The sequence below is a fragment of the Cohnella sp. GCM10020058 genome, assembly GCF_042683485.1.
GTDB lineage: Bacteria > Bacillota > Bacilli > Paenibacillales > Paenibacillaceae > Cohnella.
Genome location: NZ_JBHUJV010000009.1, coordinates 993184 through 1005656, shown reverse-complemented (window position 1 = coordinate 1005656; position 12473 = coordinate 993184). Strand labels below are relative to the sequence as shown.

General features: G+C 58.6%; 8 protein-coding genes. All 8 read right to left on the bottom strand.

Annotated features, from left to right (window positions below; genetic code table 11):
* Positions 1-27 precede the first annotated feature (27 nt).
* Positions 28-744, bottom strand: a complete 717-nt coding sequence (locus ACFSR7_RS19635; RefSeq protein ID WP_378164449.1) for a TlpA family protein disulfide reductase — start codon at positions 742-744, stop codon at positions 28-30.
* Positions 745-982: 238 nt separating this feature from the next.
* Positions 983-4585: an S-layer homology domain-containing protein gene (locus ACFSR7_RS19630; RefSeq protein ID WP_378164447.1), complete on the bottom strand. Its 3603-nt coding sequence runs from the start codon at positions 4583-4585 to the stop codon at positions 983-985.
* Positions 4586-4690: 105 nt separating this feature from the next.
* Positions 4691-5485, bottom strand: coding sequence for a hypothetical protein (locus ACFSR7_RS19625; protein WP_378164445.1), 795 nt, complete (start codon positions 5483-5485; stop codon positions 4691-4693).
* A 371-nt stretch (positions 5486-5856) separates the two neighbouring features.
* Positions 5857-6591, bottom strand: a complete 735-nt coding sequence (locus tag ACFSR7_RS19620; RefSeq protein WP_090116230.1) for a response regulator — start codon at positions 6589-6591, stop codon at positions 5857-5859.
* Positions 6581-7759, bottom strand: coding sequence for a sensor histidine kinase (locus ACFSR7_RS19615; protein ID WP_378118658.1), 1179 nt, complete (start codon positions 7757-7759; stop codon positions 6581-6583). Before ACFSR7_RS19615 ends, ACFSR7_RS19620 begins: the two co-directional genes overlap by 11 nt.
* A gap of 148 nt (positions 7760-7907) precedes the next feature.
* Entirely contained in the window at positions 7908-10616 is a 2709-nt protein-coding gene (locus tag ACFSR7_RS19610; protein ID WP_378164443.1) for a stalk domain-containing protein, read from the bottom strand.
* 217 nt (positions 10617-10833) lie between these two features.
* The gene (galE, locus tag ACFSR7_RS19605; protein WP_378164441.1) at positions 10834-11874 is read right to left on the bottom strand and encodes a UDP-glucose 4-epimerase GalE; all 1041 of its coding nucleotides are present in this window, start codon (positions 11872-11874) and stop codon (positions 10834-10836) included.
* Positions 11875-11899: 25 nt separating this feature from the next.
* A complete protein-coding gene (locus ACFSR7_RS19600) occupies positions 11900-12436 on the bottom strand; it encodes a VanZ family protein (protein WP_378164439.1) in 537 nt (178 codons plus the stop codon).
* Between the last annotated feature and the right edge of the window lie 37 nt (positions 12437-12473).

The following is a 12473-nucleotide window of genomic DNA, read 5'->3' as shown; positions in this document are numbered from 1 at the left end:
CTTGATATCATCTCTTCCCGATTAAAATCATTCGACGAGCGATTCGACGACCGAACGCATCTCGTCTTCCTTCATCGTGCCGAGTTTACGGTAAGCGATGCGGCCTTCCTTGTCCACGAACACGGAGACGGGTATCGAGGTTACGCGGTAGGACTTGGACACGCTTTTGTCCGAATCGAGCAGCACCTGAAAAGGGTAACCGCCCCGTTCGATGTACGAAGCGACCTTGTCGCGGTCCTCGCCGATATCGACGGCGACGATCGCCAGGTCCGTGCCTTTGAACGACTCGTAAACCCGCTTCATGGCAGGCATTTCTTTTTTGCACCATTTGCACCAGGTGGTCCAGAAGTTGAGGTAGACGGCCTTGCCCCGCAGATCCCGCAGCGACACGACGTTCCCGTTCAGGTCCTTGAGGGTAAAATCGGGCGCCTCCTCGAGCTCCGCTTCTGTCCGATCGGCACCTTGCCGCCCATCGGGAGCTCCTTGCCCATTCGGACCAGCCTCCCCCGCCGAGGCTCCCTGCTTCTCCAAACTTGCCAGCCCTTCCAGCATTCCCGGTCTATCCGGACTCCCCTGCCCTTCCAGCGTTCCCGGTCCATCCGGACTGTCTTGCCCTTCCAGAATCGCCTGCCGCTCCTGCCTGGCCTGCGCGTAGCCGCCCTCTTCGCCGAAGTTGCCGGAGACATAGAGGGCAACGGCAAAGAGAACGAGCACGGCGCCGAGGATTATCAGTTTACTTTTCATCGCCCTGGCTGCTCCTCGCACATCCGCATCAACACGGGCGGAATGGACGGCCGTAGGCCGCCCATTCGCGCTTCTTGCTATTCAAGTCATCGTTCGTCTTGCTCATTCATTCGTCTTGCTATTCGTTCGTCTTGCTCATTCGTTCTTCTTGCTATTCGTTCGTCTTGCTCTTTCGTTCGTCTTGCTCTTTCGCTCGTCTTGCTCATTCATTCTTCTTACTTCTCACGTCTCCATCCAATTACTTGGACAACAGGTTGAACAGCACCTGCGCGACCTCCGCACGCGTCGATACGCCCGCCGGAGACAGCTTGCCGCCGTTGCCCGATACGACGCCGCTCTCGACGAGCGCCTTGAACGCATCCTGTGCATACGCCGCAATCGCACCCGCATCCGAGAAGCCGGTCACGGTCGCGCCCGTCTTGGCAGTCGGGAGCTCGCCGAGCACATTCAGCGTGCGGTAGAGCAGCGTGAACAGCTCTTGCCGCGAGATCTGGCTGTCCGGGGCGAAATTGCCGCCGGCGCCGGTCGCGATGCCGAGGCGTTTGGCCGCCGCCAGGTAGCCCGTGTAATACGTGTCCCCGGCGTCCGCGAAATTGTCCGCCTCGCCGGCGTCGGGCGCAATGCCGTAAGCCTTGAGCAGCAGCGTTACGAACTGCCCTCTCGACACGGTCGCGCCAGGGCTGTAGTGCTCGGCGTCCGTGCCGGTCGTGATGCCGCGCGCCGCCAGGAATCCGACAGCGTCCCCGTACCAGGACGAAGCCGCGACGTCAGCGAAGCTCACCGGATTGTAGCCGACGATGTATTGCGAGAAATGCGTGGTCGTGAACTTGACGGAGCCGTTAGAAGCGTCGAACTTGCCGCGGACCGTCTCGAGTTCGCCCGTCGTCTCGTTCACGTAATAAACGATGATCGCGTTCGCGGACTCTCCGCTCTTGAGCGTATACGGCAGGCTGACGTTCACCTTGCCGCCGCCGAATGCGGATATGTTCGCGTCGCCCACGGTGACCGCCAGATCGTAAACCGGACGGTCGCCGAGCACTTGCTTGCCTTCATCAGTCAGCTCGGATTTGGTAATCTGAATGCCGATGTCGCCCGTACCTTCGGCCGCGCCGATCGTTGCGAACGCCTTCGCATCGAACGTAATCGTGCCGAAGCCCGCATAGTTAATTTTCACTTCGGCCTGAGTCGTACCCGCTAGCGCCTTCAGCGCGTCGCGCGGCAGCGTCAGCAGCCCGGACTTGGTGTCCGCAGCCGCTTCAATGTTCAGCTCGATGACGGCAGCCTTGCCTTCCGCTTCCGCTTTTTTCGCGCTGTCGACCAAGCCCGAGACTTCGCTTGCCGTGACGGCTGCGGAGGTCAGGCCGTTCGACGCATCGTATTTGGCGGCGAGCTTGACCGAGACGACAGTCTTGCCGTCGCTCGCGCCCGATCCTTCCGGCGGCGCAGTCGGCGTCGGGGTCGGCGTCGCCGTCGTGCCTGCCGGCGGTACATAAGGCGCTACGTATTCAGGTACCGTCACTTCGGCGTCGGCGCTGGCGTAGAAACCAGGCTTAGCCGCGACGCGCACATGATACTTGCCAGCCGCGAGGCCAGTGATCGCAGAGCCATCCACCGGCTTATAGGAATCCGCGCCATGCGCCTTATACTCCAGATCGGCCGTGACGCCTGTAATCTGACCGTCGTTGTTCGCCGCGCTCGTCGGCGCTACGCCTTGCAGTCCGGTCGGCGCGTCTTGCGCCTGCTTGGCCGGCACGACGACGTCGACGGACGGTCCGACCGCAAGCTTGTCGGTGGCCGCGTATCGCAGCGTGTATGTGCCCGGCTCAAGACCGGTCAGAATACCGTTTGTGCCATTGCCTTCGATTTTCGTATAAACGGCATCATCAATGGATGCATTCTTGTATTCCAGACCGCCAGTAATCCCCGTGATCTGTCCGTCCTTCAGATCCGGTCCGCTCGGCGCGATGCCCGCGAGACCCACCGGCGCAGATTGCTGGCCGTACTTCGGCACGGTCACGAGCGTGTCCGGGCTGGCGTTAATGCCGTCCTTCGCTTTTTTGCGGACGAGATAGTCGCCGTAGACAAGGCCCGTAATCGACGGTACACCGGCGTCCAGGTAAGCGTCCGCGCCGACCTTCTTATACTCCTGCCCGGCTGCCGTACCCGTGATCTGACCGCCGTATACATCGTTCGCTACCGTCGTCGCGATGCCCTTCAGGCCTTGCGGCGCGTCCAGCTGCAACGGCGTCGTGTTCTCCGGCACCGTGATGCGTACCGACTGACCCGGCTTGTAAACGATCCTGTCGTAGCTTTTCGTCGTCGAGTTTTTCTTTTGCGCACCGAAGATCGATGCGTAACGAACGTCGTAATCGCCGGGCGCGAGGCGCCAGATGGACGAGCCGGTGACAGCCGTATATTCGGTGTCCGACGCCTTCTTGTACTCGAGCGCCTTTCCGCCCACGCCGTCGATGCGTCCGTCCGTGCCGCCGAACTGCGAAGGCTCGACCCCGACAAGGCCGCTAGGCAGCGATTCGGTGCGGGACAGCACGCTGTTCAGCGCTTCGATGTAATTGGCATAGGACTTGGTCGCGTCCGCGTCCTTCTTGGACGTATCGCCCCAGCCGTACATGAGCTCGATATGACCCAGAATCGGCGCGGCGCTGCCGTCCGCGTCCTTGTTGTCCTTGTTGTAAGTGAAGAAGTAAGGCACTTGCAAACGAATGGCCTCTACCTTGGCGCCCTTGCCGTCCGTATACGAGATGTTGGAAGCCGCCCTCGTCTCGTATTCCGCGTGCAGATTGGTCAGATATTGCTTGGCCAGATCGACGTACAGGTAAGCATAAGCGTTTTTGCTGTCGCGAATCATCAGCTTGTCGTTGTCGTGATAATTGGCATCCGGCTTCGTGACGTCCAGGCCTGCGTCGATACGCGGGTCAAAGAAGTACACTTTGTCCACGCCGTACTTTTTCGCATATTCGTTGACGTACTTGACCGCCGCTTGCGTGTTGGGGCACCAGGAGCCGCCGAACAGCAGGACGTAGTCGCCCTCGCTGCGCAAAATGCCGATCAGCTCATCGTAAGTTACGTGCTCCAGCACGAGGTCCTTGTCGGACTCGTCGAAGATCGGGGCAGCTGTCGGTGCGTAAAACGGACCGTTGTGGTTAAAGCCCGGCGCGATCAAGTCGTACGCGCTGATGGTGCTGAACGCGTTCGCCTGGCCGAATACGCTGCGGATCTGCGCCTTGTAGGCGTCGATCTTGGACGCGTCCGCGTTGCCGCCCGTCTGGAAGTCCGCTGCGACCGCAGCGCTCTTGAAGCCTGCGACGACCGATCCGCCGTCGTTGTCTTTGTTATACACGAAGACGTAGGTTTGATTTTGCACGTTCGCCGCATCCGGCGCATTCGTCAGATAGGCGTGAATGAGATCCGTATACTTGTAGGCAAAAGCGTTGGCGCTGTTCGCGATATCCAGGTCGTCCTTGCCGTCGAGGCGGGTGTCGAAGTTGTAGACCTTCGCGATCCCTTTCTCTTTGGCCACCTGGTTAATGTAAGCGATCTGCGCCTGTGTGGACGGGTTGGCCGCGCCGCCGAATACGACGGCATAGGTGCCGGACGTCTTGAAAATCTGTGCGATATCCTCATAGGTAGTCGTCTCGAATACATGCGACTCGTTCTTGAGCGCAGGATAGACGTCACTGAAGTAATCGTAATGGCCGACGCCGCTGCCGCTTGACGTGACGACGCCTTCCGGCGCTTGATCGGCCGCGTGGGCCGCCAGTGCCGGGACCGCCACAAAGACGGCGAGCAGCAGAGCCAGGATCCGTTGTGCTTGTAATTTCAATCCGAACGCCTCGTTTCTATATCTTCTGGGTTAAATAAGAGCGGTTCGTGCGCGAGAGTACGAGTATAAGAGATTACGATATTATAAGGTGTCGCGAGATTGCGATTATGGGCAGATCTCTTCTTCCGGCGGGCAGATCTCATCGGAAGAGGACGAGGCGCTCGAGGAGGACGTTGATGCGCTCGAGGCTGCAGCCGCGGTCGTCGCGGACGCCTTAGGCGCATCTACTTTTTTGACGAACGTCGTCGCCTTGGCAGGCGCGGCGTCTGCTGCCTTTTCTACAGCCGCCGATGCTTGCGGAGCGGCTGTCGGCGCAGGCGACTTGGTCGGCTGCGCGACTGCAGCAGCAGTCGGCTTTGCGGTCGGCGCAGGCGTAGCCTTGGGCGCAGCCGTCGACTGTGCGGTTTTCTCGGTTTGCACGGATGCGGTCTTTACGACAGCTGCCGCAGCCGCCTTTTCGTTCGATTCGGCCGCAGCCGCTTTTTCAACCTTGGATTCGCTAGAAGCCGTCGTGGCCGCAGGCTCGTTTTGCTTCACGTCGGCGACCTTAACGGCGGCATTGGCATTGGTTTCGGTATTGGACGCGGCGGCGACTGCTTCTACGGCTTGGCCGGAAGCTTCGGCAGCGGGCGCGACGGCCTCGCTCGCCGGTGCTGCCGAGGCTACGGGCGCAGCAGCTTGTGCTTCGGCCGCAGGTGCGGCAGCTTGTGCTGCAGGTGCAGCGGCTTGCACTTCCGGCGCTGCCGTCGCTTGCGGCGCGGCTGCTTGCTGCTGCTCGGGCGCGGAAGCGGCGGCCTCTGTCTTTTGGTTGGCCGATACGGCGGCATAGGTCAGCCCGCCAAATACGACGGTAGCGGCTACTACGGAAATAGCCAGTTTGGAAAGCGTGAGTTTCTTCATTTCTAAATCATCCTCCCCAAGATGTATGAGCGCATCGAAAACAAAAAAGACCCAACCGCAGCGCTATTCGCGCTTCAGTTGAATCTCCGGTTCGTCCAGTCGATTCTTGACCTCTTTTTATTCCGATCGCCTTTGTTTACATTGAGTTCATATTATAGGTATAATCCCGACCTGTCAACTAGTATTTAAACTGAATTTCCCCTTTCGCAACCGCAATTTATCGAATGTTCACAACTACATTTTGTAGTGTGGCCGCGCCTTTATGTCGCTTCAAAACAAAGACGCCCCCGCTTGATCTGCCGATCGTCGGGTGGCGCCTGAGCGACTTGCCATATGTATGATACCTGCTGTTGCGATCTTGCGTATAGGCGTTACAGCGTCACCCAGCCGAACTTGATCGAATTGATGACGGCTTGCGTGCGGTCGTCGACTTCCATCTTCTGCAGGATGCTGCTGACGTGGTTCTTGACCGTCTTCTCGCTGATGAACAGGCTCTCGCCGATGTTCTTGTTGCTCTTGCCCTCCGCCATGAGGCGCAGCACTTCGGCTTCGCGGCGCGTGAGCGGATTGTTGCCCCGCGGCACGAACTTCGTGATCGTCTCGCGGCTTGCGGCGGCACCCGATGCGGCACCGATCTCGTCGAGATACGTCATGCGGCGCAGCTGATTGATCAGCTTGCCAGTGACCTTCGGGTGGATGTACGCATGGCCGTTGGCGACCGTGCGGATTGCCTCTACGAGCGACTCGGCCTCCATGTCCTTGAGCAAGTAGCCGGTAGCGCCCTTGCGCAGCGTCTCGAACACATAGCTCTCGTCGTCGTGGATGGACAGGATAATGACCTTGATCTCGGGAAAAATGTCGCGGAGCTTCTCCGTCGCGATCACGCCGTTCTCCGTCGGCATGTTAATGTCCAGCAGCACGACGTCCGGCTTTTGCCGGTTGCAGAACTCCAGTACCTGGATGCCGTCCCCGCACTCGCCGATCACCTCCAGGTCGGGCTCCATGTTCAAGATCCGCTTCAGTCCCTCGCGGAACAGTTGGTGATCGTCGGCAAGGAGGACTTGAATCTTGCGGCCCGAGGCGATGTTCGAATTCTTACTCTCCATTAATGTCCAACTCCTTCCGCATTTCGGCTTTGATAGGTACTTGAATGGTAATCGTGGTGCCCTGCCCGATGGCCGAATCGATGTCGATCTCTCCCATCAGCAGATCCACGCGCTCCTTCATGCCCATGAGTCCGAACTTGTTCGTCTTCTTCGCCTGCGCTTCCGCCAGATCGGTGTGGAAGCCCTTGCCGTTGTCCTTGATCACCATCCGGATCGTCTCTTCCAGATAAGTGATATCGAGCGACATGTAGGATGCTTCGGCATGCTTGAAGGCATTGTTGAACGCCTCCTGCACGAGCCTGAACATCGCGGCCTCCAGTGCGGTCGAGATTCGCTTTTCCCGCCCGCTCGTCTCGAAGACGGAACGGATGGAGGTGCGCTCCTCGTAGTCCTGCACGAACTTGCGAAGCGTAGGGATAAGACCCAGATCGTCCAGCGCCATTGGCCGAAGGTTGAATATGATTTTGCGAATCTCCCCCAGTCCGGAACGTATCTGCGATTTTAAATCGACCAATTCGCTGCGCACAAGCTCCAAATCCTTCGTGTCCAGCATTCTCTCGGCAATTTCGGTCCGCAGCACCAGATTCGCGAGCGATTGGGCGGGACCGTCGTGGATCTCACGGGCCATGCGCCTGCGCTCTTCTTCCTGGGCGAGAATGATCTTAAGACCGATCAGCTGGCGGTTCTTCGCGGACTCAAGGATGCGGGTAACCTGATTGAGGTCGCCCGAGAAGTAATCCAGCACGACGTTCATCTGCGATCCGATCATCTCGGCCCGCTCGATGGACAGCTCCACGTTGCGGACACGGCTCTGTAGATCGTCGCGGCGCGCCTTCAAGTAATTCTCTTTTTCCCGATACACGGTCAGATCCAGCTGTAGCTGAGTCGCCTTCTCGTAGGCGGACTTGATGTCTTTCTCCGAGAAACGTACGAAATCCCTGCTCACCTCGGTGAGCCGGATGCGCGATAGCTTGTAATCCCGTTCGAGGCCGTCGACCTTGTCGATCGTAGTGGAAGTCTCTCTCAGAACGTTCTCCAATTCCTTGCCCAGCGATACAAGCTCGCGTCTCGCAGCCTCACAGATCTCGAATACTTGCATCTTGCTGTCTTCCATGACGCGCATCGCGTTCTGTATAACCCGGTCAATCTGTTCTACCCGATAGTCCAATCGAGCAACTCCCCTCCGCGCCCTACTCCGGACCGTCTCGCGTCGCACGCTTCCAGCCCCGGCGGGCTTGAATGGAGACAAGTTATGCCTCCATCATATCATATTTGCGTGCGACGTGGACGGGCCTACTAGGACTGGCTGCGCAAGATTAGCGAATTGTAATCGTCTTGGTCTTCTGGTCCCATCCGACCTTGCGCCCGAGCTCCGTGGAAACGACGCGCACCGGCACAAGCACCCTTCCGCTTCGCAGGATCGGCGTCGCGGCGGCCGTCGCGCGGACGCCCGTATTGAGCAGGTCCGGCTTGCCGACCCACAGCTCGACGAGCTTGCCGCCGCCCGTGACGGTCGCCTTTTGCGCCGCCTGGTCCCAGCCGATGTCCGCGCCGAGCGCGTCGGACACGAAGCGCAGCGGCAGATACGTCGTCCCGTTCAGCAGCAGCGGCGCGATGTCGAGCGCTACGCTCTTGCCGTCTACCGTAGCGGACTTTTGACCCAATTGAAGCACGATGTTCGACTGCGCCCCATCCTCGACGACCGACGGGTACTGGAGCGACAGATTGTCAAAAGCTACCGCGCCGGTCAGCGCGCGCTCATCCTGCCCCTCGGCCAGGTTGACGACATAAAGCTTGGTGAGCGTCGCCGGATAAGTGATGCCGCTGCCCGACAGATCGACGCGGATCTGCTTCCAGCCGGTCCAGTTGGCCATTTTGGCGATGTCCACCAGCGCCAGCTTGCCGTCCGCGCCTTTGAACTCGGCGCGCAGCCAGTTGTTGGACCCGTCGCCGTAGACGTCAAGCGTCAGCGCGCTCGGGCTGCCCGAGATTGCCAGGCCCGTGCTGCCGTTCGGCAGGGCGTAGGCAAAGCGGTTGCCGGTGCCGACCGTAAAATCGTAAGTCAGCTGCAGCACCTTGGAAGTCTCGCGCCCCGGCAGTCCAGTGACGATCGCGGCCGTGCCGGCCGTCTCCGCCGGGAGCTTGTCGAACGTCACCGGATAAGTGGCGTTCTCGAACGTCTCGAAGCTCTTCTCCGCCCCCGCGCTCAGCGCGAATGCCGTCGAGAAGCCGTCATACCTGGCGATCGCGTAGCCTGTCTTCGTCTGTTCGCCGACCGCGCCGATCGTGATGACGCCGCCGCTCGCAGCCGCCGTGAAGCCTTTGAACTCCCATTTCACCGAGTCCGCCGGCACCTCAAGCGTGCGGCCGTCCGCGAGCGTCGCCGTCAGCTTGACCGTAATCTTCGCGCCTTGCTGGAGCACGGTCGTGTTGGGACTCGCCTTGAGCTGGTTGATCTGCGAGCCGCCGATTACCTCGATGCTCGCCTTGTCGCTCGCGGCGCCGGACTTGACCGTCAGCTCGCCCGTGCCCGCCTTGGACGCCGTCAAGACGCCGCTTGCGAAGCTGCCGAGCCCGCCGCTCACGCTCCACGAGGCCGTCAAGCCTCCCGGATCGACCGGGTTGTAGTACGTGTCGTACGCCTTGAGCGAATAGGTCGCCTGCTGGCCGATGAACAGCGTCTTCGACCCGCTGACCGTAATGCCCTTGGTCTCGCCGGCAGGGGCGGTCGTGAATACCCCGATGCCGTCAGCCACAGCCCGCTGCGTCGTGCCGTAAGTCGTCGAGTGCGCCAGCGTCGTCGCCGTCTCGCCGAGCGGCCTCGTGATCATCGTCGTCGATCCGCCGCCGTCCAGATTGACCGCTTTCCATACGCCAAGCGACGTCAGGATCTTCTGGAAATCAGCCAGCGTAGCGCCGTTGCTGGTCCCATACTTTTCAACCGTCACAAGATATGCCGTCATGCCGTCCTTCGCATACCCCACTGCCGTGCGGGCAGTGTTGGACGAACCGCTGACGCCGCTGACGTCCCGACTGAACGCCGAAGCCTTGCCGCCGTCCATGAGCAGCGTGTGCCCGCTCACGATCATCTGGAAGTCGCTCTCGCTGTACGTCTTGCCGCTCGTCTGCGACACCAGATTGTACGCGCTCGTCACCTTCGTGCCGACCGGCAGATTGTTGAGAATGAAGTTGCCGGAGTCCTTGCCCTTGTGCCCGCGCAGAATGTAGCCGTTCGCCGGAATCGGCGTCAGAATCTGCACGCCGTCGCCGATCTCCGTCACCGTACCGTCCACGACCAGCGCCTCCATCGGCGTCGTGCCGCTGTTGGAAGGCCGATTGGCCGCCGTCCATGCGCTCGTGTAGATGTACAACGCGTTCACGTGGCTTGCAGTCTTGTCCGGATACGTCGTATAGGAGGAGTTATTAAGTCCCGACAACTTGAACTGCGCCCCGTTGTCCGCCTGCACGCTGCCCGAGAACGCAAACTGATCGATAATCGGCGTCTTGTCCTTCGTCAGCGCAAAAGCATACATTCCCTGCAGCTGCGTCGGCGCGACGATCAACTGTCCCGACACCAGCTCCGCTCCGAGCGGCGCACCTTCGCTTGTGGTGCCCGTCTGGAACACATCCCCGTTCACGCCTGCCACCGCGCCGGTCGCCTTCGTCATGGCCCCGACCGATTGACCGGTCGTGACGCTGCCGCCCTTGCCGCTCATGGCGTTCATCTGCACGTACGGATTCGTCAGATCGATCTGCATGACGTGGACGAGCACCGTGCTCTTTTTCGTATCGGAAGGCACCCAGCTATAGTTGATCTGCTTGACGCCCGACGTCACGATGGCCTCCGTGGACTTCACCAGCTTGTACGTGACCGCTGCCGTCGCCGCCGAGGCGACGCCCAGTTGCAGCTGCGCAAACGGCGTGGGCCCGGTGCCCGCGAACGAAGCAACGACAAGCGTCCCGGCCAACATCGGTATACATACGACTCTAGCGGCTCTCAGAATATTAAACTTCGATTCAGACATTAGATGCAATACGCTCCCATGTTGTCATAGATTTGCGCGGGGCGGCACGGCAGCCGAATCCTACCAAACTCCCAATACTTCCCCTCTAATAGTAGACTCCGTAATCTACAAAAAGTTACATGCGATAAGAGAATTATATAAATTTCGTGTTTTCGCAAAATAAAAATAATCCCTGCCGCCTGGTGCGGAGGGATCATGCTTATAAGAGTTTTAAGAGTTATATAAGTTGCAAGTCCTCTTGCGCCAATCGATCATAGCCATTTGGATTTTGACTCTGCCATCGCCAGGCATCTGCACACATCTCTTCAATGCCTCTAGTTGCTACCCATCCTAATTCATCACGTGCCTTGGAAGGATCTGCATAACATACTGCAATATCGCCAGCTCGGCGCTCCACTAACGAATAGGGGATTGGGCATCCTGATTCAATCTGGAACGCTTGAATGATTTCCAGCACGCTATACCCTCTGCCAGTTCCAAGATTGTAAGCTTCGGAACCTGTTGTCGACATCACTCGTTCGATCGCTTTGAGATGACCATTCGCAAGATCCATGACATGAATATAATCGCGCACGCCGGTGCCGTCATGCGTCGGATAATCATTACCATATACATGCACCTGATCCAGCCTCCCAATCGCCACCTGCGTTATATAAGGCATAAGATTGTTAGGCCTGCCATTTGGATGCTCTCCAATCAAACCGCTCGGATGTGCGCCCACGGGATTAAAGTAACGTAACAGAACAATGCTCCATGTTTGATCGGAGACATAAAGGTCCCGCAACATTTCTTCAATCATCCATTTAGTGCGACCGTAGGGGTTAGAAGCCGTCAATGGAAACCCCTCTGCTACCGCTCCGTAATCCGAGGGGGCATAAACCGTAGCGGAGGAACTGAAAACAAGGCGTTTCACATCATTTTCTTGCATGACCTGACAAAGATTAATCGTGCTTATCAAGTTATTTTCATAGTACTTTAAAGGAAGAGCCACCGATTCCCCGACAGCCTTGGATCCGGCAAAGTGAACAACAGCCTCGATATTGTGCACCTTAAACACGGACTCAAGTTGCTCCCGATCCAGCAAGTCCATTCTGTAAAAAGTAATCTCTCGCCCCGTGATCTTCCGGACTCGATTCAGCGATTCCTCGCTGCTATTAGAAAGGTTGTCAACGACAACAACGTCATATCCCGACTCTAACAGCTCAACGCATGTATGGCTGCCGATATAACCTGCTCCGCCGGTTACCAGTATGGCCATCCAGAGGTTCCGCCTTTCTTTTAATCTATTGTGCTATTATACGCTTGCTCTTGAGTCTCCGGTAGACTACTATTGCTGCAAGCAGTACGACCTGACCGATCATAGCCCCGCTAATGTCCACCATCACATCGAGCGGCGTCGGCGTCCGGTCTCCCGTGAACGATTGGTTCCATTCGTCCAGACTGGCGAACAGCGCTACGACTACCAGCGCACCCGTTACACGTAACGCAAGGCTGTGAATCCACGGCACCAGCAACAAATGCGCCAGCAAACCGAGCATGAAGTACATGAACAGATGCGCGCTCTTGCGGAACAGAAACTCTACGAATCTGTACGGATCCGCCTTTGCATGAATTGCGCTATGATTATATCGAATCGTTACGTCCGGCACGATCTGCTGCAGACGATGCTCCGGTATACGCTCCCTCATAAACGGGATGATGCTCTGCTGCGAATACGTCTGCGAGGAAAAGTCGAAAATCAGCAGCAGCCACAGCACCAGCGGCATGGCGTACAGCAGCTTTTTCAGCGTAGAGATGCGTTCGTCCTCCTTGCGAGACAAGCTACCCGCTCCTCGCACATCCGCGGGAATGAATAGC

Excerpts from the sequence above, each read along its gene's own strand:
- galE (WP_378164441.1), bottom strand. The coding sequence starts at position 11,874 with ATGGCCATACTGGTAACCGGCGGAGCAGGTTATATCGGCAGCCATACA.
- ACFSR7_RS19620 (WP_090116230.1), bottom strand. The coding sequence starts at position 6,591 with ATGGAGAGTAAGAATTCGAACATCGCCTCGGGCCGCAAGATTCAAGTC.
- ACFSR7_RS19635 (WP_378164449.1), bottom strand. The coding sequence starts at position 744 with ATGAAAAGTAAACTGATAATCCTCGGCGCCGTGCTCGTTCTCTTTGCC.
- ACFSR7_RS19625 (WP_378164445.1), bottom strand. The coding sequence starts at position 5,485 with ATGAAGAAACTCACGCTTTCCAAACTGGCTATTTCCGTAGTAGCCGCT.
- ACFSR7_RS19610 (WP_378164443.1), bottom strand. The coding sequence starts at position 10,616 with ATGTCTGAATCGAAGTTTAATATTCTGAGAGCCGCTAGAGTCGTATGT.